This window comes from Amycolatopsis albispora (assembly GCF_003312875.1).
GTDB classification, from domain to species: Bacteria; Actinomycetota; Actinomycetes; order Mycobacteriales; family Pseudonocardiaceae; genus Amycolatopsis; species Amycolatopsis albispora.
Map to the genome: position 1 here is coordinate 5771896 of NZ_CP015163.1, position 21574 is coordinate 5793469.

The following is a 21574-nucleotide window of genomic DNA, read 5'->3' on the forward strand; positions in this document are numbered from 1 at the left end:
ATGTCCAGCCCGCTCGACCGGCTCGCCCGGCTGATCACCACCCGCCACGACCGGCCGTTGCCCGCCGAGGTGACCGAGGCGGCGCGGCGCACGCTCTACAACGCGCTCGCCACCGCCGTCGGCGCCGCCCGCGAGCCCGCGATGGACCTGGTGGCGACCGCGCTGACCGGGTTCGGTGAGGGAACGGGCGTGCTGCCCGGCCGCGTCGAACGCCTGCACCCGCTCGACGCGGCCCTCGCCACCGGCATCGCCGCGCACCTCGACGACTACGACGACACGCACCTCGCGACGGTCATCCACCCGGGCGCGGTGTGCGTGGCCGCGCTCGTCGGGCTGCAGGACGAGATCGGCGAGCGCGACGGCACGGAGATCCTGACCGCGTTCGCGTGGGGTGTGGAAGCACAGCTGCGCCTCGGGGTTTCGGTGTCACCGGAGCACTACGACGCCGGGTGGCACATCACCGGGACCTGCGGCGCGGCCGGGGCGGCGGTGACCGCGGGCCTGCTGCTGGGACTGGACGCCGAGCGGCTGCGGATCGCGCTCGAATGGGCCGTCGAAGGCGGCCTCGGCAACCGCGAGGGCTTCGGGTCGATGACCAAGCCGTTCCACCCCGGCAAGGCGGCGGTGCGGGGGTTGCGGTCGGCGCTCGACGCGGCGGCCGGGCGGCCGGGGCCGGGTGACACGCTGACCGGCCCGGACGGCTTCGTGGCGCGCCTGGCCGGCGGGAAGTTCGACCCCGATGTGCTCACCGGCGACCGGTGGGAGTTGCTGGACAACACGTTCAAGCCGTACCCGTGCGGAATCGTCACGCACCCGGCGATCGAAGCGGCCGAGGCGGTGCGCCCGTCGCTGGCCGGGCACGGCGGACCGGCGGCGGTGACCGCGATCCGGCTGGCGTGCCACCCGCTGGTGCCCGAGCTGACCGGCCGCGTGCAGCCCGCCGACGGTCTGCAGGCCCGGTTCTCCACGGCACACGGCATCGCCGCCGGGTTGCTGCTGCCGAAGGTGGATCTCGCCGGGTACGCGACGGACTTCGTGGTTTCCCCCGAAGCGCGGCGGTTGCGGTCGCTGGTGGAGTTCGAGGCGACGCCGTCGTGCGCGCGGGACGCCGCCCGGCTGTCGGTGACCCTCGACGACGGGACCGTGCTGGAGCACACCGTCGAGCACGCCAGTGGCAGCCTCGCGCGACCGCTGACCGACGCGGAACTGCGGGCCAAGGCCGAGGGCCTGGTGGACCGGATCGTGCCGGGTGGCGCGGCCGCGCTGGACGCGGCTTCGCGGCACGAAGGCCCGGGGTACGTCCGGAACCTGCTCGACGCGGTGAGTGCGGCGAAACCCGCCGACGAGAACGAGGACCACGAGCTGGCCCGCCTGCTCGCGTCCACTGTGGACGGTCGCGAGCAGGCGGCGGCGCGGGCGGCCGAGCTGGTGGCGGCCGGGCGGGACCCGCTGGCCGCGGTGATCACCGCCGCCGGAGGTGGCGAGGTGAGCGACGCGGTGTCGCGGGTGGCCAAGCGACTGGACGTCCCGGCCGAGCGCCTCCTCACGCTGGCCGCGACCTTCTCGGCCGTGGTCGCGCGAGGACTACCGGCGTCGGCCGCACTGCGGGCGCTCGGCCTGGCCGCCACCCAGACCACCACGGTGACCGGCACGGCGGCCGGCACCGAGGTCGCCGCGGTGCGGGCCGCCCACGCCGCGGCCGACGGCGTGGAAGCGGCGGTGCTGGGCGCGCACGGCTTCACCGTGCCCACCCACCCGCTGACCGGCCGCCGCGGGTTGCTGAGCCTGCTCAGTCCTCGACCTTGACGCCCATCGAGCGCGCGGTCCCGGCGACCGTGCGCATCGCGGCTTCGACGTCACCGGTGTTGAGGTCCGGGAGCTTGCGCAACGCGATCTCCCGGACCTCCGCCCGGCTCAGGATGCCGGCGGTCTCGTGCCCCGGCCGGGCGGAACCCTTGCCGCCCAAGGCTTTCCGGATCAGGAAGGCGGTCGGCGGGGTCTTGTAGACCAGCTCGAACGAGCGGTCGTCGAACACCGAGACGACCACCGGCACCACGTCGCCGCGCTGGGCCGCGGTCGCCGCGTCGTAGGCACGCTTGACCTCGACCAGGTTGACGCCGGTCTGCCCGAGCATCTTGCCGAGGTCGACCACCGGCGCCTCGCCCGCCGGGAGCTGCAGGGTGGTGCTGAACTGGAGCTTCGGTGACTTCCGTGTCTTCGGTGCCATGTCCCGGCACGCTAAGCACTCCAGTTACCGGAGGGTCAACCGTCGAGCGGCTCGATCCCGTCCGCGTGCCGCCGCGCCAGCTGCTGGTAGACCGCCGCGTTGTGCTCGACCCAGCCGCGCGCGGAGTCGGACAGCGGCACGAACTTCTTCGCCGGGCTGCCCATCGCGATCACCTCGGGCGGCACCACGGTGTTCGGCGTGACGGTGGACCCGGCGGCGATCAGCGCGCGCTCGCCGATGCGCGCCTGGTCGAGCACGGTCGCGCCGTTGCCGATCAGCGCCTGCTCGCCGACCGTGCAGTCGTGCACCAGGCACATGTGCCCGACGGTGACGTTCCGGCCGATCTCGCACACCCCGTCGTTGACGTGCACGACGGAGTTGTCCTGGATGTTGGCGCCCTCGCGGATGACGATCCGGCCGAAGTCGGCGCGGATGACCGCGCCGTACCAGATGGACACGTCCTTCTCGACGGTCACCGCGCCGATCAGCGTGGCGGTCGGGGCGATCCAGGCGTCGGGGTGCACGGTGGGGCTCACGCCCTCGAAGGAGAACAACGGCATGAGCCCCACACTATGCGGTTACACAGCGGCGTTGATCAGGATGTCAACGGCCTTGTCGTTGCGGGCGGTCTGCGCCGGGATCACCTCGTCGGGCGGGTAGAACCCCGGGTTCGAGCCCTTCGGGTACATCTCGAAGGTGTAGCTCAGGATCTTGTGGGCGTACCACATCCAGTCGTTCACCGAGCCGTCGGTGATGTACAGGTCGCTCGCCTGCTGCGGGGTGTAACCGTTCGTCGCCGCCATCTGCTGGCCGAGCGACTTGAACTTCTGCGCCTCGGCCGCGGTCATGCCCGGTGCGGTGTCGGCGTAGGTGTAGCCGAACGGCCACAGGACCAGCTCCGAATAGGTGTGGAAGTCGATGTGCGACTTGATCTGCTGCACCCCGCCGACCCGGCGGGTGCCGACGAAGTCCGCCACGGCCTTGACCTCCGGCGCGGAGAACGCCGCCGTGCCGCGGTAGGTCTCGCTGGCCGGGTTGCCCGAGGAACCACCGCAGCAGCCCCACCGGTGGCCCCAGTTGCGGTTCGGGTCGGTGCCCTGGCCCTGGCGGTTCTTGCGCCACATCTTGTAGCTGCCGCCGGAGATGTCGTACTCCGAGCCGTCCGGGTTCACCGTCGGGACGACCCAGATCTCCTTGCTGTCCACCATGTTCTTGACGTTGGCGTCGGTGGCGTAGTTGTCGGTGAACCGCTTGACGATGTGCAGGCACATCTCGGTGGTGAGGTGCTCGCGCGCGTGCTGGTTGCAGGTGAACAGCACCTCGGGCTCGGCCTCGTCGGTGCCCACGTTGTCGCTGATCTTGATCACCGGCAGGGTGCGGCCCTGGTAGGAGGTGCCGATGCTGGACACCTTCGCCAGGCTCGCGTGGTCGGTGACCGTCTGCTGCAGTTCCGAGACCACCTCGGCGTAGGTGTGGTACTTCTCGTCGCCCGCCGGGAAGTCGGCGGCCGCGGTGGTCACGTCGGCGCTGCGGCTGGCCCGGTACTGCTCGAAGCCGGGGCGCTTCTCCACCTTGAAGCCAAGGCCGCGCAGCTGCCGCGCGTCGGCGCCGGTGCCGATGATGGTGGTGGTTTCGCCTGCCGTCACCACGTCCACGCCGGTGGCGGAGACCTTCGTCCGCAGCTGCGGGGAGTTCGTGCCCAGTACCTCGTAGAAGTCCAGCTGCGTCGCGGCTTCGGCCGCGGCGGTGTCCGGTGCCGCACCCACCGAGGGGCTCGCCGCCACCGCCGCGGCGATCAAGACGGCCGCCGACAGCGCGGCTGCCACGCTTCTTCTCTTGCGCATCTGCTCTCCTCGTCGTCAAGCCCGGAACAAGGCCCGTCGACCCACCCTGCTCACCCAGGGAGGTCGGCACAATCCGTAGCGCTACGGAACAAAAGCCCGTAACTACCCGTAGCCCGGCTGAGGTTGCCAGCGATTAACCAAGTCCTGGCACCTACGGAAGACGGTTGACTTCTGGGGCGCTCCCGACGACGCGGGCACGCAGGTACCGGCCCCAGCCGGGCACAGCCGCTAGCCTCATGCGGTGGAAGGGGGTGACCGTGGCGAATATCCCGAGGCTGGTGACGTACTCGCTCCAAAAGCTCGTTGACCTGGCCTTACACGGCGAGATCCGGATACCGGCATTCCAGCGCCCGTTCGTCTGGCACGCCTCCCACGTGATCGACTTCTTCGGCAGCCTGCTGCGGGGCTACCCGGTCGGCATGCTGCTGTTCGCCGAACGCCCGGCCGAAGCGGACACCCTGGCCTTCGGCCCGGTTGTGGTGGACGCACCGGCCCGCGAGCGGGCGCTGTGGATCATCGACGGCCTGCAGCGGACAACCGCCCTGGTGGGCACACTCGGCCCGGCGACCGACACCGGTGATCCTCGGTTCGACATCGGCGTCGATCTCGACACCGGTCAGGTCAGCGGCGCAACCGCCGACGCATCGGCGGCATGGGTACCCCTGCGCACCCTCTTCGGCCAGGACCAGCGGGCCGTCTGGCGCCGGGAGAACGCGCACTGGCTCACCGACGGCCACCACCGCGCCCTGGACCAGTACGCCTCGCGACTCGTCGACACCGTTCTTCCCGGCAACATCTTCACCGGCGACGAAACCGAGCTGGTGGAGGTCTTCAGCAGGCTAAACACCGGCGGGAGGCGGCTCACCGACGAAGAAGTGGCGCACGCGGGCAGGTCGACGAGTGGCAACCCGTTCGACCGGGCTGGTTTCGGCCGTGTTCCGGCAGCTCGGCTCAGCGCCGTTCACCAGGCGGTGCAGGCGGTGGCCTCAGCCGGCGGACCGTCTCCGCAGCAGGTCCTGTTCCAGGTCGCCACCACGCTGCGCCGAGATGTGCACATCCCGCACCTTCGGCTGTTGCCCCACAACTCGATGTTGCTCGTGCTCGTCGCGTTCGTCGCCAGGTTCGGTCCCCCCCAGGGGCGCACCGCGGACCTCGTCCGCCGCTGGGTGTGGCGGACAGCGATACTCGAGCCAGGGCCATATCCGGAAGCGCAGCTTTCCCGGTTAGCGGCCGCGGAATCGCCTGAGGCGGCCGTTCTCAGCCTGCTCGAAGCCGCCCCCACCCAGGTCGGCGACTGGTCTCCCGACCTGGACCACCACACCGAATGGCGAGCTTCCGACCGTCTCAACGCGCTCGGCCTGTGGTCGGCCGGACCACGGCACCTCGACGAGAATCACGCACCTCTCAGCGCCGCGGAGATCTTCGACAGCGGCGAACCGCTTCCCGAGGCGGCTCCGATCGATGGCTGGCCAGGTCTCCTGCTGCACCCTCCGTTGGGGCGGCTCGACTTCGTCCGGCAGGACGTGGACACCCTCGCCAGTCACCTGATCGACACCGCAGCCAGGAAGTTCCTGCTTTCCGGCGACCAGGAAAGCTTCGGCGCACACCGGGCCGACCTGCTCGCCCAGGCGGTCCGCACCGTGCTGGACCGCAACGCCGAATGGGGCGCCCGCGACTCGTTCTCGGCTCGGAACCTGCTGGGCAGGGCGGCTCGTGATGCGTGAGCCGGTGACCGGCCGAGCGGCCGTCCTCCTCCAGGACCGCCAGGTCGGCGAACTGAGCTTCGCCAAGGGCGGCAGCACGTTCGAGTACACGGACGACCTGTCGGATCGCGACCACGAGGTGCTCGGCCAGGTCTTCGAGGAACGACCACGGCACCGGTTCGCGAATCCGGTCGGGCTGCCCCACTGGTTCGCCAACCTGCTCCCCGAACAGGGCAGTGGGCTTCGCCGGTACTACGCCGCACAGTTCGGCGACCGCCACCTCGACGACGCGAGGCTGCTGCTCATGCTCGGCGCCGACCTTCCGGGTGCGGTCTCGGTACGAGCGGTCGACGTGCCGGAGAAAGGTGTACTGCTCCCGCCGATCAAGCCCGAAGTGGACGGCACCGGCCTGCACCTGTCCGCGCTGGCCGGTGCCCAGCCCAAGATGTCGCTCGTCCGCAGTGGCGAGCGGTTCACCCTGCCCGGCAAGGGCCAGACCGGGGAACTGATCGCGAAACTGCCGGACCGGGCGTTCGACCGGCTCTGCGAGAACGAGTACCTGATGATGCGCTGGGCGGCCACCGGTGGGCTGGACGTGCCGGAGGTCGAACTCCGCCCGGTCAGCCGCGTGCCTCGGCTCTTCGACACCGTGCTCGACGAGGACGCGATGGTCTACTTGGTCCAGCGGTTCGATCGGCTCGGGGCTCGGCGGGTGCACATAGAGGATCTCGCCCAGGTCGCCGACCAGCCGCCCGCACTGCGCGACCGGAACGCGACCTACGACGGCATCGGCGCACTGGTACTGGCGCTCGCGGGAGACAGCGCGTTCGACGAGTACATCCGCCGCCTCGTGGCGATGGTGCTGATGGGCAACACGGACGCCCATCTGAAGAACTGGTCGCTCCGGTATGCCGACGGACGCACCCCTGAGCTGTCACCAGCCTACGACCTGGTCTGCTCCAGCGTGTACCGGTCGCTCCGGCACGCCCCGCTGACCTTCGCGCTCGGCGGGGAGAGGATCTCCACCCGCGTCGATCTCGACTCCTTCGCGAGGCTGGCGGACACCGCCGAGGTCGGCGCGGACCGAGTGCGCGACCTCGTGCTGGAGACGAGCGCCCGCTTGGTCGATGGCTGGCAAAGCATTCGCATGGAACGAAAACTGTTTCCCAGCTTGATCGAGCACATCGACCAGCTACTGGCCCGGCACCCGCTCAGCCGCCCCTCGTTCGGGTGAACCTCGGGCGGGGGCGCGGGAGCGCGAGCAGGCGCGCGAACAAAACCAGGGCCCCTCCGGATTCCGGAAAGACCCTGGTCAACGGTGGAGCCGCCTAGGGGAATCGAACCCCTGACCTATTCATTACGAGTGAATCGCTCTGGCCGACTGAGCTAAGGCGGCAGGACCGGCTCCCAGTGTAACGGTAACCTCCGGCGTCACTTCACCACCCCGTCGTCGTTAAGCCGGGCACCAGCGCCTGCCCAGCTCAGGAGGACCTCGCCGATGCGGTCGAGTCTGCCCCGGATGCTCGCCCTGCCGCTCACGGCAGCGGTGCTCGTCCTGTCCGCCGTGCCAGCCGCGGCCCAGAGCACCACCATCCCCACCACACCGATCCCCCAGCCGAACGATCCTGGCCAGGCGCCGATCACGCAGCCGCCGAACCCGCAGCCGCTCGGCCGCGCGGTCGGCGACGCGGGCACCGGGCTCGGTGTGCTGCGCCTGCTGCCGAACGCCGTGCCCACCAACGCGATCCTGCCCGGCGTCGGCGAGCAACTGCCCAAGCAGGCAGCCTTCGAAGCCGGGATGGGGCTGGCGAGCGCGCAGGCGAACTCCGAGTCCTACCTCGCCTACGAGCGGTCCATCGCGCAGTCGTCGCCGTTCGGCATCGCCGTCGGCGGCAACTCGCCGCAGGCGCCCGGCACGCTGGTGCAGACCGCGCTCCCGGACAACCCCGAACCCCGCACCGGCGGCTTCAACGCCCCCAAGAACCCGCTGCTCAACGTCGGCCTGCTCAACGGCAGCGCGCACGCGCGCTGGAGCGCCACCGAAGGCCCGTGCGTCGGCACCATCGCGGACGCGGTCACCGAGGTGGCCAGCCTGTCCGCGCTGAACGTGATCCCGTCGCTGCCGAACGTCGGCCTGCCGAACCTGCAACTGCCCGACGGCGCCAAGCTCGCCGAGGGCTTCGAACCGGGCAAGGGCCTGCAGGCGCTCGGCGGGCTGCTCGCCGGTGGCGGGCAGACCAGCGCCGACGGCACCAACGCGCTGCTGAGCCTGCCGAACACGCTGTCCGCGCGCTCCACCGTGCGGCTGGTCGACCTGCCCGGCTCGAAGAACAAGGCGGTCGAGTCCACCTCGACCCTGCAGGCGGCGAACATCAACCTGCTCAAGGGCACCCCGCTGGAGCTGACCATCAAGGTGGCCAGCCAGCCCACGCTGCGCGTCACCTCCACCGGCAAGCGGGAGACCTCGAAGGTCGAGTACACCGCGCCGGTGCTCACCGTGGAACGCCAGGGCAAGGTGCTGTTCACGCTCGACGCGGCCAACCCGACCAAGGACATCCCGGTCGGCCTGCCGCTGGACGCGCTGACCCAGCAGTTCGGCCCGGTGGAGAGCGTGCCGGTGGTCGGCGGGCTGGTGTCCACGCTGACCAAGGGCGTGCAGCCGGTCGGCGACACCGCGGGCAAGGTGCTCGACCTCGGCGTGCTGCGGCTGGGCATCGCGCAGCTCGACGACAAGAAGCTCGACATGACCGACCCGTTCAAGGGCTTCCAGCTCGGCGCCGCGGCCCGGCTGCTCGACCTCCAGGTGCTGCCGACGAAGGCGCTGAAGCAGTCGCTCGGCGAGGCGGGCAACGCGCTGCCGTCGTCGCTGGCGCAGCTGACCCTGGGCGAGCAGGTGGCGCGGGCGTACGCGCCGGAGAACGGCGTGGAGTGCGGCAGCACTTCGACCCCGCCGCCCGCCGGCGGTGAGGCACCGGGCGTGCCGAAGAAGCTCGCGCAGACCAGCGCCGCGTACGCCACCGTGCCGCTGTTCTGGAGCGGGACGGCGTTGCTGCTGATCGGGGTGGTCCTGGTGGCCGCGCTGCCGCGGCGCCCGCGCAAGGCCGCGCCCGCCGCGTTCAAGCCGTCACCGCGCCCCCGGAAGTAGGCCGCGCGACCCTGCGCCGGGGTGTCAGCCCTGGCGCAGGGTGGTGACCATGGCCTCGATGGCGATGCGGGGCTTCACGTTCCACTCGATCGCCTCACGGCATTCCAGCACCGCTTCCAGCCGCCGCAGCGTCGACTCCGGCGACCACTGGCGCGCGGCGGCGGTGATGTCGGACGCGCGGTCGGGATGGGTCAGCGTCGCCCCGGACCGGCTCAGCGTGACCAGCACGTCGCGGTAGAACCCGGCCAGGTCGATCAGCGCCAGGTCGAGCGTGTCGCGCTGGGTTCGCGTGGCGCGCGACTTCTGCTTCTTCTCCAGCGCCTTCACCGCGGCGTCGGCGGCCCGCTTCGCGCCCCCGAGGCCCTTGCCGGTCGCGTCACCGCCCATCGCGGTGCGCAGTTCGGTCTTCTCCGACTCGTCGCGGACCTTGCTCTCCTCGGACGCGTCGGCCTCGGCGACCTTGATCAGGCCGTCCGCGCAGGTGAACACGTCCGACGGGTGCCGCAACCCCAGCGGGATGCGCAGCACCGCCTCGCGGCGCTCACGTGCGTTCTCGTCGGTGGCCAGCCGCCGCGCGCGGCCGACGTGCCCGCCACACACCGAAGCCGCCCATTCCGCGCGGTCCGGCGGCACCCCGTCGCGCTCGGCGAGCACCTGGGCGATGGCCGCCGCCGACGGCGTGCGCAGGTTCACCAGGCGGCACCGCGAGCGGATGGTCACCGACACGTCCTCCGGGTGGTCCGACGGCGCGCAGAGCAGGAACACCGTGCGCTCCGGCGGTTCCTCGACCGCCTTCAGCAACGCGTTCGCCGCGCCCTCGGTCAGCCGGTCGGCGTCCTCGATGATCACCACCTGCCAGCGCCCGGTGGTCGGCCGCCGCGCGGCCGCCTGCACCAGCGCCCGCATTTCGGCCACCGAGATCGACAGTCCCTCCGGCACCACCAGCCGCACGTCGGCGTGCGTGCCCGACAACGTGGTCCGGCAGCCGGGGCACTGCCCGCAGCCGACCCCGGTGATGCACTGCAACGCGGCGGCGAAGGTGCGCGCCGACACCGACCGGCCGGATCCCGGTGGCCCGGTGAACAGCCACGCGTGGGTCATCGCACCCGCCGCGGCCGGCTCGCCGTCGACGATCTTCGCGGCCGCGTCCGCCGCGGCGGAGAGCACCTCGACGGCGGGCTCCTGGCCCACCAGCTGCGACCAGACGCCAGACGTCACGCCGTGTCCTCCTTGCCCTCCTCGGGCGGCGCGGGCGCCAGCCCGGCATACGGCCCCACCAGTACCGCGCGCACGGCCGTCCGCACGCGCTCGCTGACCTCGTCCTCGGTGCCCTCGGCGTCGACCACCACGTACTGCTCCGGATTGGCCGAAGCCAGCTCGGTCAGCACGTGCTGCACCCGCCACTGCTGGTCGGCCACGTGCTGCGGCGCGGGCTCCGCCGCCCCGTCCGGCGCGGCGTCCAGCAGCACCGTCACGTCCGGCCGCAGCTGCCCGGTCGCCCAGTCGGCCAGGCCCTCGAACTCCTCCGCGTCCAGCCCGGCCACCGCGGACAGGTGCGCGAGCGGCGAGTCGACGAACCGCTCCATCACCACCACCGAACCGGCGTCCAGCGCGGGCTGCACGTCGCGCTCCACGATGTCCGCGCGCACCGCCGCCGCGGCCAGCGCCTGCGCCCGCGCCCCGGACAGCGAGGCGCCGGACAGCAACGCGGCCAGCCGCTGCTCGTCCAGCGCCGGGTCCGCCGCGAGCACCACCGTGCGCGGCCCCTGGCCCAGCCACTCGGCCAGCTTGGCGGCCTGGCGCGCGGTGTCCGTGGTGGTGGTGCCCTCCACCGCGATCAGCAGCCCGTTCACCCGCCGCGGGCGGCGGCGCAGCGCGTTGCGCAGGTCGGACAGGATCGGCTCGCTCCGGCGCGAGTCCATCTGGCGGTAGGCGATGACCCCGACCAGCGCGGCCAGCAAGCCGCCGCCGAGCATCACCGGGCGCGTGCCGTCGACGATGATCGTCCCGCCCCAGACGCTGACCTGACGCGGCTGCACCAGGCCGACCAGCAGCGGCACCAGCGCGATCGAGCCGCCGAGCACCACCTTGAGCATGGACTGGTAGATCGCGTTGATCCGGCCGCGGATGGCGTCGTCGATCTGCGAGCCGATGATCGTCACGCCGGTCAGGAAGGCCGCGCCGGCGCAGGCGCCGACCACCGCGACCACGATCATCGACACCGCCAGGTGCGGGGACAGCGCGACCAGGATCAGCGCCAGCCCGGCCAGCACGATGGCGATGCCGAACAGCCGGTCGTGCGGCAGCCGCCGCGCCAGCTTCGGCGCGCCGACCATGCCGGCGATCAGGCCGAGGAACACCGAGATGAGCAGCAGGCCCCAGGCCGACTCGCCACCGAGCAGGCTCAGCGCGTAGGTCTGCGCGGAGCCGACCACCGCGCCACCGGCGGCGAAGGCACCCATCATGCCGATCAGCAGGCCGCGCACCAGCGGGGTGGTGCGGATGTAACCGCCGGCTTCCTTGATCATCTGGAAGAAGCCGGGATTCTCCTCGGCCGGCTTGACCAGCTCGCTGCGCCGCGGCGCGGCGTGCACGTTCCGCAGCGACAGCTCGGGAATGCGGGTGGCGATGCTCAGGCTGCTGACCAGGTAGAACAACGCGGCGACGATGATGCCGAGCTTGATCACGCCGTTCGCGCCGAACAGGTCGTCCGGCAGGTGGAAGGTGGTGCGCACACCGGTGATCACGGTGAAGATCCCGGCACCGAAGAGCACCGAGACCCCGTAGGTCATCACCAGGCCGAGCTGGTTGGCCGTCTCCACCTGCTCCGGGCGGCGCAGCAGGTTCGGCACCGCCGCGTCCTTCGACGGGATCCACATGCTCGCCGCGCAGTTCAGCAGGAAGATCGCGGCGTAGATCCACCACAGCGTGTCCACCAGCACGATGGACACCAGCAGCCCGGCGCGGAAGATGTCGGCGACCACCATCACCTTGCGGCGGTCGAACCGGTCCGCGAGCAGCCCGCCCAGCGGCGCGAACAGCAGGCCGGGGATCAGGCTGGTGAAGATCACGCTGCTGAAGGCGAAGTTCTTGGCGATGTAACCGCTGGCCATGTTGCTGGCCAGCGCGGACACCGCGAGCAGCTGCAGCCAGTCGGCCGTGCTGCAGAACCCGGTGACTCCCCAGAGCCGCCGGAAGGGCCTGATCGCGAGCACCCGGCGCGCGCGATAGATCGTCGACGTTTTCGTCGACGGCTTCGCGTCCGCCTCGGCGGTCACGCCCGTACCCTCACTGTTCGCCCCACCTCGCACGACGGATCCCCCGGCCTCGCGGGCCAGGGTATCCCCAGTCGGCTGAGAGGCGCCCAGCCAGGGGTTAGCTGAAGATCCCGGTGATACCGCTGACCAGGCTCGACACCAGCTGGATCGCGATCACCACAAAGAGGATCAGCAGCACCACGGCGATGGCGACACCGGCCGAACCGCGGGAAGCGGGCGTCTTCGGCACCACCGACTTCGGCGACTTGGCCGCGGCCGCCGCGGACTGGCGCGCACCCCGCAGGCGCTGGCGGAGCAGCTGCTGCGGCCGGGCGGGCCAGGTGCGCTGCTGGGGGATCAAGCCCATCGGCGCGCCACCGGGCGGTGGCGGCGGCTCCGGCTTGGCGGCGGGCGGCGCCTCCGGCTCCGGCGGTGTTTCGGCTTCGGGCTTCGCCTCCGGGGAGGTCCGCGGGCCGAACAGGTCCGGCTCGTTGGCCATCGCCGCGCGGACCATCTCCTGGACCGCGTCGGCGTCCGGCTCGATCGGCTTCGCGACCTCCACGTGGTACACGTCGTCGTCGCGGACGGCGCCGGCGATCCCGGTCATCGGGTCGGCGAAGGCCGAAGGCGGTGCCGGGGGCTGCGTCCCGTCGCCGTCGTACAGCTTGTCGTCGCCCACCACACGCTCCTCGTGGTCCCTGGAAAGCGGTCACTTCCCAGGGTATCCACGAACGAGCGGGCTGAATCCGCCCAATGGCTGAGAGGGCTGGTTACGCTCAGCTCTTGGACTTCGCCGTGGTCTTCTTCGCCGGTGCCTTGCGCTTGGCCGGTGCCTTCTTCTTCGGCGCCGGCCCCTTCGCCCGCTTCTCGGCGAGCAGCTCGGAAGCGCGCTCGGCGGTCAGCGACTCGATGCTGTCGGTCTTGCGCAGCGTGGCGTTGTACTCACCGTCGGTCACGTACGGGCCGAACCGGCCGTCCTTGACCACCATCGGCTTCTTCGACACCGGGTCCTCGCCGAGTTCCTTCAGCGGCGGCTTCGCGGCGGCCTGCCGTCCCCGGCGCTTCGGCTCCGAATAGATCTTCAGCGCCTCTTCCAGGGTGATCGAGAACAGCTGCTCCTCGGTCTCCAGCGACCGCGAGTCCGTGCCCTTCTTCAGGTACGGCCCGTAGCGCCCGTTCTGCGCGGTGATCTCGTCGCCGGACTCCGGGTCCTTGCCGACCACCCGCGGCAGCGACAGCAGCTTGAGCGCGTCCTCCAGGGTCATCGTCTCGATCGACATGGACTTGAACAGCGAGCCGGTGCGCGGCTTCGGCTGCTTGGCCTTGGCGGCCTTCTTCTGCGCGGCGGTGGCACCCTCCGGCAGCGGCTCCGGCTCGGGCAGCACCTCGGTCACGTACGGCCCGAAGCGGCCCTCCTTGGCCACGATCTCGTGCCCGGTCACCGGGTCGGTGCCCAGCGAACGCCCCTCCTGCGGGGTGGCGAACAGCTTCTCCGCGATCTCCGCGGTCAGCTCGTCCGGCGGCAGGTCCTCCGGCAGGTTCGCGCGCTGCGACTCGCCGTTCACCTCACGCTCGAGGTACGGCCCGTAGCGGCCGACGCGGACCACCACGGTCCGGCCCTCGTCGTCGCTGAACAGCGGGATCGAGTTGATCTCGCGCGCGTCGATGTCCTCGACGCTGCCCTCGACCAGCTTCTTCAGCCCGCCGAGACGGCCGATCGAGCCGTCCACGCCCATGTCGCCGCCGAAGTAGAACTTCGACAGCCACTGGGTGCGCTGCTCGTCACCGGCGGCGATGCGGTCGAGCTCGTCTTCCATGCCGGCCGTGAAGTCGTAGTCGACCAGCCGCTCGAAGTGCCGTTCCATCAGGCCGATCACCGCGAACGCCACCCACGAGGGCACCAGCGCGGAGCCCTTCTTCCAGACGTACCCGCGGTCCTGGATGGTCTTGATGATCGACGCGTAGGTCGACGGGCGGCCGATGCCCAGCTCTTCCAGCTTGCTGACCAGGCTCGGCTCCGAGTACCGGGCGGGCGGCGAGGTGGTGTGCCCGTCCGGGCTCAGCTCGGTCGCGGTCAGCGCCTGGTCCTTGACCAGCTGCGGCAGCCTGCTCTGCTTGTCGTCGGCCTCGCCGCCGGTCTCGGTGTCCACCGCCTCCACGTAGGCCTTGAGGAACCCGGCGAAGGTGATCGTGCGGCCCGACGCGGAGAACACGCACTCCTCGCCGGAGGTCGCGTTGCCGGTGATCCGGACCGAGATCGTGGTGCCCTTGGCGTCGGCCATCTGCGAGGCGATGGTGCGCTGCCAGATCAGCTCGTACAGCCGGAACTCGTCGGCCTCCAGCTCACCGGCGACCTGCCCCGGCGTGCGGAACACCTCACCGGCCGGCCGGATCGCCTCGTGGGCCTCCTGCGCGTTCTTCACCTTGCGGGTGTACTGGCGCGGCTTGTCGGCCACGTGGTCCTTGCCGTACAGCTGCGCCGCCTGGCTGCGTGCCGCCTGGATCGCCGTCTCCGACAGCGTCGTGGAGTCGGTACGCATATAGGTGATGTAGCCGTTCTCGTACAGCCGCTGGGCGGTGCGCATGGTGCGCTCCGAGGAGAACCGCAGCTTGCGCCCGGCCTCCTGCTGCAGCGTCGAGGTCATGAACGGCGCGTAGGGCCGCCGGGTGTACGGCTTCTCCTCCACGCTGGAGACGGAGAACGCCTGGTCGCGCAGGGCCTGCGCGAGCTGGTTCGCCCCGGTCTCGTCGAGGATGCGCACGTCGGCGGCGCTGGCCTTGAGCTGGCCGTCCGGGCCGAAGTCACGGCCGGTCGCCAGGCGCGAGCCGTCCACCGAGAGCAGGCGCGCCGGGAAGGTCTGCGGCGAGGCGTCGGGCCCGGCGTCCATGGTCGCCGAGATGTCCCAGTAGGACGCCGACTTGAAGCGCATCCGCTCGCGCTCGCGCTCCACCACGATCCGGGTGGCCACCGACTGCACGCGGCCCGCCGACAGCTTCGGCATGACCTTCTTCCACAGCACGGGCGAGACCTCGTAGCCGTAGAGCCGGTCCAGGATGCGGCGGGTTTCCTGGGCGTCGACCAGGTCGCCGTCCAGTTCACGGGTGCTGTCCGCGGCGGCGCGGATGGCCTGCTCGGTGACCTCGTGGAAGACCATCCGCCGGACCGGGATCTTGGGCTTGAGCGTCTCCAGCAGGTGCCAGGCGATGGCCTCGCCCTCGCGGTCGGGGTCCGTGGCGAGGTAGAGCTCGTCGACGTCCTTGAGCAGGCCCTTCAGCTCGGTCACCTTGGACTTCTTGTCCGGGGTGACCACGTAGAGCGCCTTGAAGTCGTTGTCCACGTCCACGCCGAGGCGGGCCCACGACTCGCCCTTGTACTGGGCTGGCACGTCGGCGGCGCCGCGCGGGAGGTCACGGATGTGGCCGACCGAGGACTCGACGACGTACCCGCCGCCGAGGTAGGGCGCGATCTTGCGGGCCTTGGTCGGCGACTCGACGATCACCAGGCGCCGCACGACCCCGTTGCTTCCGGCGCCGCGCCCCGTCGCCCGGCCGCCCGCGGAGCCACCGGTGCCCGCAGTCTTCTTCGTCCGTGTCGATCCAGCCACGCTGTTCCGCTCTCCGCTCATTCCTCGTCGCCGTCACCGCGACGCCTGTTCGACCCGCCAGTGTGCACGCCGATGCCCGTTCGTGTCCGCACAGGTGGCGCAACACGCCGTTGACCGCACGTCCAGCGCATCGGTCAGGCGGCCGATGACGTTTCTCTTTCCAGAGCTAACACACCTCGTCCACCGGAATATTCATCGGCCCCCTGCGTAACCGATCGCCTACCCTCTGCGGTGACCACCTCGCCGATCCGGAAAGGTCACCGAGATGACCCGACGCCTGCTGGGCGCCATCCTGCCTGCCACGGCCGCGTTCGCGCTGGTCAGCGCCATGCCGGCGGCCGCGGAAACCGCGGCCGTGGACTTCGCCGGCGCGGTCGCGCTGTCGAACTGCTCCGGCTCGGTCGTCAGAACCGCTTCGGCGGCGGCGGACGACCCGGCCCTGGTGCTGACCAACGGCCACTGCCTGGAAGAAGGCTTCCCCGAGGCCGGCGAGGTAATCGTCGACCAGCCGTCCGCACGGACCTTCTCCCTGCTCAACGCGGACGGCTCCGGTCCGATCGGCGAGTTGCGCGCCAACCGGCTGGAGTACGCCACGATGACCGGGACGGATGCCGCGCTCTACCGGCTTGATGTCAGTTACACCCAGATAGAGCAGTCCTACGGCATCAAGGCGCTCGAGTTGGCCGCCCGGCCGGAGGAAGGCGCCGCGATCAGCGTGGTGTCCGGTTACTGGCAGAAGATCTACAGCTGCTCGGTGGACGGTTTTGTGCACGAACTGCGGGAAGCCGACTGGACCTGGCAGGACTCGATCCGGTACACGCCGGAGTGCGACACCATCGGCGGGACCTCAGGCTCCCCGATCGTGGACAACGCCAGCGGCAAGGTGGTCGGCGTGAACAACACCGGCAACGAGTCCGGTGAGCGGTGCACCATGAACAACCCGTGCGAGGTGGACGAGCAGGGCAACGTGACCGTCCGCCACGGCCGCAACTACGGCCAGCAGACGCACCAGATCCCCGGCTGCCTGACCGCGGGTAGCCGGATCGACCTGAACCAGGCCGGCTGCGAGCTGCCCAAGCCGTCCTCCCTGCTCAAATCGCTGGTCAGGCCATAGCCGACCGCACGTAGGGCTGGTCGGGAACTTCGACCGCGCCGCCCGGCCACCGCGCTTCCGCGCCGGGCGGCGGGTCCCCGATCAGTTCGGTGAGCGTGTCCAGCCGCCGCCTGCCGCGCACCCGCACCGCCGGCCCGCCCCCGCGCGGGCCCACCACCGGTCCCGGCACACCCGCCGCGGCCAGCGCCGCGGTGAGTGGAGCGTGCGTCTGCGGCGCGTCGGGATCGAACGGGAAGAAGTAGCCCCGCGGCTCGTTGCGCCCGGCGGCCAGCGCCCACAACCGCAGCATGCCGCCGTCGAGCCGGAAGCCCGGCGGCACGATCTTGTCGTCCCCGTCCAGCCAGGCGTTGGCCATCGGCAGCAGGTCCACCTGGAAGGCCGTGCGGACCAGCGGACTACCGCATTCGGCCGTGGTCAGCGTGACCCGGACACCACGCCAGGCGAACTCGGCGGCGAGCAACCGCGCCCGCCATGGCTCTTCGACCACCACCTGCAGGCGCGCCGCCGTCCGCCCGAACGCCGTCGCCCTGCCCTGCGCGCACAGCACCCCGGCGAGGTCGGACAACCGTGGCCCGCTCGCTTCCACCGAGAAGAACGAGATCTGCCGCACGCCGGACAGCGTAGAACATCCGTTCGAATCTGGATAGTCACTGTGCGTTCAGCCAGGTCGCTCGGGAGCGACCTCGCGCTCAGGCGGTGGGCGGCGGCGGTGTGGCCAGGCTCGGCGCGCTGCCCTCTTCGGTGAGCGAACTGCAGGTCGGCGCGCGACGGCTGGCGTCCTGGAGGCGTGGCGCCGCGGCGAGGCCGCTGAGCAGGTCGGCGCTGGCGATCTCGTCGAGCGCGTTGCCCGCGGCGCTGATCGCCTCCTGCCCCTGCCGGGTGCCCGGCCCGGCGCTGTCCAGCTGTTGCTTGGCCTGCTGCACGCGATCGCGGATCCCGGTGTAGCTGTCGACGGCCGCGCGCTTGGCCTGGTCACCACCCGGCGCGGGCGAGGCGGGCAGGCCGTTGAGATTGACCAGTGTCCGGTCGAGACCACCGACCAGCGTGCCGAGCATGTCGCTGGCCGTGGTGGCGGCGCTCTGCGGGCTGGTCGGATCCACCCGAGGCATGCCGGCCATCGTCTCCAGCAGCCCCACCACCGCACCGCAGTACTGGTTCGCCCAGGTCACTTCCGGATCGCTCTCGGGAGCGGACTGCGGCTGCGCCCCCTGGCCGATCCGCGACCCCGTCGCGTTTTCGCCGACCGGCTGCCCGCAGGCACCCAGCAGCACACCAACACCCACCACCACCGCGGCGAAAACACCCATCCGGGGCCGCAACGCCTACACCTCCTGTGACACCGGGGGCAAAGCCGCATCCGACGGTACAAGGCCCGGGGATGTTCGCAACCCATTGGGGGCTCGGTTGGCAATTTTCCGCCTGACCGAGCCCCCGTCAACGAAGGTCAGCCGTTGAGCTTCTGGCAGTTCGGCTGGTCCTTGCCGGCCGCCTCGACCTCGGCCGTGCCCTTCGCCGAGGACATGCCCGTGCTGGCCTTCTGCAGGCCCTTGCCGACGTTCTGCAGGCTGGTCGCCGCCTCCTTGACCGCGTTGGCGTCGTTGGCGGGCGCCGCGTCCAGCTTCTCCTTTGCCGACTTCGCCTCGTCCCGCACCGGCTTGAACAGCTCCAGCACCGAGGTCTTGGCGTCCTCACCGGCCTGCATCGGCGCCTGGCCGAGCTTCTCCAGGTCGTCGACCACCGGGCCGACGCTGCCCTCGATCTTGCCGAGGAAGTCCCCCACCGCACTGCGCGCGCCGGCCAGGTCGCCGGGCTGCATCTCCGGCGGCTTCAGCTGGCCGAGGTCGGCCAGCGGGGCCAGCGCACCGCAGAAGTCGTTGACCCACGCGCCGGTGTCCGCGTCCGCCGCGGCGGACGACGGTGCCGCCGCCGACGAGGGCGGGGCGGCGGGCGGTGCCGCCGCGTTGTCGGCCGGCTTGTCGTTCCCGCAGGCGGTGAGCGTCAGCGCGCACGCCAGTCCGGCGGCGGTCACGGCGAGGCGCGAAGCCTTGAGCCCCATCTGTACTCCTTCGTTCGGTATGCAGACGAGCGCGCCGAGCGTACTCCGTTCAGCACAACCCACTGCTCCGCATCACCGGACGAAAACGGGCCCGCCCGCACATCGTCGTGCGGACGGGCCCGTCGGTCTTGCCGTGGCGTCAGGACGCCTTCGCGGCCTCCGCGTTCGCCGGGGTGTCGGCGATGGAGGTGCTCCGCCGCTTCGACACCACGATCGCCACCACGATGATCGCCACCGCGACCAGCGAGATGGCCACCCGGATGCCCACCGACGCGTCCTCGCCGATGGAGAACTGCACCACCGCGGGCGCGATCAGCAGCGAGACCAGGTTCATCACCTTGATCAGCGGGTTGATCGCCGGGCCCGCGGTGTCCTTGAACGGGTCACCGACGGTGTCACCGATGACGGTGGCGGCGTGGGCCTCGGAGCCCTTGCCGCCGTGGTGCCCGTCCTCGACCAGCTTCTTCGCGTTGTCCCACGCCCCACCGGAGTTGGCCAGGAACACCGCCATCAGCGTGCCGGTGGCGATCGCGCCGCCCAGGTACCCGGCCAGCGCGCCGGTGCCGAGGCCGAAGCCGACGGCGATCGGCGCGAACACCGCGAGCAGGCCGGGGGTGGCCAGCTCACGCAGCGAGTCGCGGGTGACGATGTCGACCACGCGGCCGTACTCGGGCCGGGTGGTGCCCTCCATGATCCCGGGGATGTCGCGGAACTGGCGGCGCACCTCGTAGACCACCGCACCGGCCGCGCGGGAGACCGCGTTGATGGCCAGCCCGGAGAACAGGAACACCACCGCGGCACCGAGCAGCACGCCGACCAGCGTGTTCGGGCTGACGATGTCGCTGACGAACCACTTCATCGCGTCCGTGGTCGCGCCGGTGACGCCTTCCAGCGCCTGCCGGATCGAGTCCTGGTAGGAGCCGAACAACGCGGTCGCCGCGAGCACCGCGGTGGCGATCGCGATGCCCTTGGTGATCGCCTTGGTGGTGTTGCCGACCGCGTCCAGCTCGGTCAGGATCGCCGCCGCCTTCTCGTCCACGTCACCGGACATCTCGGCGATGCCCTGCGCGTTGTCCGAAACCGGGCCGAAGGTGTCCATCGCGACGATGACGCCGACGGTGGTCAGCAGGCCGGTGCCGGCCAGCGCGACCGCGAACAACGCGACCGAGCCGCCGAGCAGGTAGGCGCCGAACACCGCGCCGCCGATCACGATGGCGGTGTAGACGGCCGACTCGAACCCGACCGACAGGCCGGACAGGATGACCGTCGCCGGGCCGGTTTCCGAGGTCTTGCCCACGTCCTTGACCGGCTTGTACTCGGTGCCGGTGAAGTAGCCGGTCAGCCACAGGATGATGCCGGCCAGCACGATGCCGATGATCACCGAGACGGTGGCGATCACCGCCGGGTTGCCGGTGTGCTGGGCGAACTCGGTGCCGAAGTCGGCGAAGCTGCCGGGCAGGAAGACGAACGCGGCGATGGTGGACAGCACCGCGGAGATCACCGCGGAGATGTAGAACGCCTTGTTGATCGTGGTCAGCCCGCTTTCGCCGACCTTCGCCTTGGTGATGTAGACCCCGATCACCGCGGTGATCACGCCGATGGCCGGCACGATCAGCGGGAACAGCAGCCCGTCCACCCCGAAGGCCACGCTGCCCAGGATGAGCGCGGCGACCAGGGTCACCGCGTAGGACTCGAACAGGTCCGCGGCCATGCCGGCGCAGTCACCCACGTTGTCACCGACGTTGTCGGCGATGGTGGCGGCGTTGCGGGGGTCGTCCTCGGGAATGTTCTGCTCCACCTTGCCGACCAGGTCCGCGCCCACGTCGGCGGCCTTGGTGAAGATGCCGCCGCCGACCCGCATGAACATGGCGATCAGCGCGGCACCGAAGCCGAAACCTTCGAGCACCTTCGGGGCCTGGCCCGCGTACACCAGCACGACGACCGCGGCGCCGAACAGGCCGAGGCCGACCGTCGCCATGCCGACCGCACCGCCGGTGCGGAAGGCGACGCGCATGGCTTTCTCCCTGCCGCCGTCCTCGCGCGAGGCGGCCGCGACCCTGAGGTTCGCCTGCGTGGCGAGCCACATGCCGAGATAACCGATCGCGAACGAGAACCCCGCGCCGACGAGGAAGAAGATCGACCGCCCGATGCGCTCGTTCAGGTCCTCCGCCGGCAACGCGAACAGCAGCAGGAACACGATCACGCCGAAGACGGCGAGGGTGTTGCGCTGGCGCTTGAGGTAGGCGGCCGCGCCTTCCTGCACCGCCTTGGCGATCTCCTGCATCTTCTCGGTGCCCTGGCCGGCGGCCAGCACCTCCTTGAGCAGGAAATAGCCAACGACGAGTGCGGCAAGGGCGACCACGGCGACCACAGCCACGATGCTGTAGTCACCTCCGGAGAGCACTGGGCCCTCCGCGAGGAACTGCCGGGACATTCGTCCTCCTGGAAATGTCGCCTGTGATCGGCGTGACCAGGCCCGATGAAAGCCGTGTCGACGCCGACATGGGATCTACACCACAAGTGGTGTGGTTTGCCGGAGTGTATTGGTACTGCGAGAGGCGTCGGCAAGGCGTCCCGGCGAGAACACGCTGCGTGAAGGTCGTGAGCTTGATCACTTGACCGT

16 protein-coding genes and 1 tRNA gene are annotated in these 21574 nt (G+C 70.8%); 5 read left to right on the plus strand and 12 right to left on the minus strand.

Annotated elements, in window-relative coordinates; translation table 11 throughout:
- Complete coding sequence (locus A4R43_RS27210) at positions 1–1806, plus strand: MmgE/PrpD family protein (RefSeq protein ID WP_113694908.1); 1806 nt, start codon at positions 1–3, stop codon at positions 1804–1806.
- Here the strand turns inward: A4R43_RS27210 and A4R43_RS27215 are convergent.
- The 3 genes from A4R43_RS27215 to A4R43_RS27225 are packed head-to-tail and all read right to left on the minus strand — an operon-like array spanning position 1790 to position 4071.
- A complete protein-coding gene (locus tag A4R43_RS27215; RefSeq protein ID WP_113694909.1) occupies positions 1790–2227 on the minus strand; it encodes an uL11 family ribosomal protein in 438 nt (145 codons plus the stop codon). The two genes, A4R43_RS27210 and A4R43_RS27215, sit on opposite strands and share 17 nt — an antisense overlap.
- Positions 2228–2262: 35 nt before the next feature.
- Positions 2263–2787: a gamma carbonic anhydrase family protein gene (locus tag A4R43_RS27220; RefSeq protein WP_113694910.1), complete on the minus strand. Its 525-nt coding sequence runs from the start codon at positions 2785–2787 to the stop codon at positions 2263–2265.
- An 18-nt stretch (positions 2788–2805) separates the two neighbouring features.
- Positions 2806–4071: a M14 family metallopeptidase gene (locus A4R43_RS27225; RefSeq protein ID WP_113694911.1), complete on the minus strand. Its 1266-nt coding sequence runs from the start codon at positions 4069–4071 to the stop codon at positions 2806–2808.
- Between the two features lie 236 nt (positions 4072–4307).
- Between A4R43_RS27225 and A4R43_RS27230 the strand changes: the two genes are divergently transcribed.
- Entirely contained in the window at positions 4308–5795 is a 1488-nt protein-coding gene (locus A4R43_RS27230; RefSeq protein ID WP_113694912.1) for a DUF262 domain-containing protein, read from the plus strand.
- A complete protein-coding gene (locus tag A4R43_RS27235) occupies positions 5788–7008 on the plus strand; it encodes a type II toxin-antitoxin system HipA family toxin (protein WP_113694913.1) in 1221 nt (406 codons plus the stop codon). The genes A4R43_RS27230 and A4R43_RS27235 overlap by 8 nt, the downstream gene beginning before the upstream one ends.
- An 85-nt stretch (positions 7009–7093) precedes the next feature.
- Here A4R43_RS27235 and A4R43_RS27240 read toward each other — a convergent pair.
- Positions 7094–7170: transfer RNA gene (locus A4R43_RS27240), tRNA-Thr, on the minus strand.
- Between the two features lie 102 nt (positions 7171–7272).
- Here A4R43_RS27240 and A4R43_RS27245 point away from each other — a divergent pair.
- Positions 7273–8919 carry a hypothetical protein gene (locus A4R43_RS27245; protein ID WP_113694914.1) on the plus strand — a complete coding sequence of 549 codons (1647 nt, stop codon included), beginning with the start codon at positions 7273–7275 and terminating at the stop codon, positions 8917–8919.
- A 24-nt stretch (positions 8920–8943) separates the two neighbouring features.
- Here A4R43_RS27245 and A4R43_RS27250 read toward each other — a convergent pair whose 3' ends face one another.
- The 4 genes from A4R43_RS27250 to topA form a co-directional block, all read right to left on the minus strand.
- The gene (locus tag A4R43_RS27250; RefSeq protein WP_113694915.1) at positions 8944–10137 is read right to left on the minus strand and encodes a DNA polymerase III subunit delta'; all 1194 of its coding nucleotides are present in this window, start codon (positions 10135–10137) and stop codon (positions 8944–8946) included.
- Positions 10134–12197 (minus strand): bifunctional MFS transporter/dTMP kinase, encoded by a 2064-nt coding sequence (locus A4R43_RS27255; RefSeq protein ID WP_236808304.1) that lies wholly within the window; start codon positions 12195–12197, stop codon positions 10134–10136. Before A4R43_RS27255 ends, A4R43_RS27250 begins: the two co-directional genes overlap by 4 nt.
- Before the next feature lie 97 nt (positions 12198–12294).
- Positions 12295–12855 carry a hypothetical protein gene (locus A4R43_RS27260; RefSeq protein WP_113694916.1) on the minus strand — a complete coding sequence of 187 codons (561 nt, stop codon included), beginning with the start codon at positions 12853–12855 and terminating at the stop codon, positions 12295–12297.
- Positions 12856–12952: 97 nt separating this feature from the next.
- Positions 12953–15802 carry a type I DNA topoisomerase gene (topA, locus tag A4R43_RS27265; protein ID WP_236808306.1) on the minus strand — a complete coding sequence of 950 codons (2850 nt, stop codon included), beginning with the start codon at positions 15800–15802 and terminating at the stop codon, positions 12953–12955.
- A gap of 244 nt (positions 15803–16046) precedes the next feature.
- Between topA and A4R43_RS27270 the strand changes: the two genes are divergently transcribed.
- Complete coding sequence (locus A4R43_RS27270) at positions 16047–16895, plus strand: trypsin-like serine peptidase (RefSeq protein ID WP_113694918.1); 849 nt, start codon at positions 16047–16049, stop codon at positions 16893–16895.
- On the opposite strand, the gene A4R43_RS27275 is transcribed toward A4R43_RS27270, so the two are convergent.
- The 4 genes from A4R43_RS27275 to A4R43_RS27290 all read right to left on the minus strand — a co-directional run bounded on the left by A4R43_RS27275 (position 16885) and on the right by A4R43_RS27290 (position 21385).
- Positions 16885–17505, minus strand: a complete 621-nt coding sequence (locus A4R43_RS27275; RefSeq protein WP_113694919.1) for a hypothetical protein — start codon at positions 17503–17505, stop codon at positions 16885–16887. The two genes, A4R43_RS27270 and A4R43_RS27275, sit on opposite strands and share 11 nt — an antisense overlap.
- A 79-nt stretch (positions 17506–17584) precedes the next feature.
- Positions 17585–18214, minus strand: a complete 630-nt coding sequence (locus A4R43_RS27280) for a hypothetical protein (protein WP_162788613.1) — start codon at positions 18212–18214, stop codon at positions 17585–17587.
- Positions 18215–18339: 125 nt separating this feature from the next.
- Positions 18340–18951, minus strand: a complete 612-nt coding sequence (locus A4R43_RS27285) for a hypothetical protein (protein ID WP_113694921.1) — start codon at positions 18949–18951, stop codon at positions 18340–18342.
- A 139-nt stretch (positions 18952–19090) separates the two neighbouring features.
- On the minus strand, positions 19091–21385 hold the full coding sequence (locus A4R43_RS27290; RefSeq protein ID WP_113694922.1) for a sodium-translocating pyrophosphatase: 2295 nt from the start codon (positions 21383–21385) through the stop codon (positions 19091–19093).
- Positions 21386–21574: the final 189 nt, after the last annotated feature.

Coding starts and splice junctions, on each gene's coding strand:
- topA (WP_236808306.1), bottom strand. CDS start 15,802: ATGAGCGGAGAGCGGAACAGCGTGGCTGGATCGACACGGACGAAGAAG.
- A4R43_RS27225 (WP_113694911.1), bottom strand. CDS start 4,071: ATGCGCAAGAGAAGAAGCGTGGCAGCCGCGCTGTCGGCGGCCGTCTTG.
- A4R43_RS27220 (WP_113694910.1), bottom strand. CDS start 2,787: ATGCCGTTGTTCTCCTTCGAGGGCGTGAGCCCCACCGTGCACCCCGAC.
- A4R43_RS27235 (WP_113694913.1), top strand. CDS start 5,788: ATGCGTGAGCCGGTGACCGGCCGAGCGGCCGTCCTCCTCCAGGACCGC.
- A4R43_RS27210 (WP_113694908.1), top strand. CDS start 1: ATGTCCAGCCCGCTCGACCGGCTCGCCCGGCTGATCACCACCCGCCAC.
- A4R43_RS27215 (WP_113694909.1), bottom strand. CDS start 2,227: ATGGCACCGAAGACACGGAAGTCACCGAAGCTCCAGTTCAGCACCACC.
- A4R43_RS27290 (WP_113694922.1), bottom strand. CDS start 21,385: ATGTCCCGGCAGTTCCTCGCGGAGGGCCCAGTGCTCTCCGGAGGTGAC.
- A4R43_RS27245 (WP_113694914.1), top strand. CDS start 7,273: ATGCGGTCGAGTCTGCCCCGGATGCTCGCCCTGCCGCTCACGGCAGCG.
- A4R43_RS27285 (WP_113694921.1), bottom strand. CDS start 18,951: ATGGGGCTCAAGGCTTCGCGCCTCGCCGTGACCGCCGCCGGACTGGCG.
- A4R43_RS27230 (WP_113694912.1), top strand. CDS start 4,308: ATGCGGTGGAAGGGGGTGACCGTGGCGAATATCCCGAGGCTGGTGACG.
- A4R43_RS27270 (WP_113694918.1), top strand. CDS start 16,047: ATGACCCGACGCCTGCTGGGCGCCATCCTGCCTGCCACGGCCGCGTTC.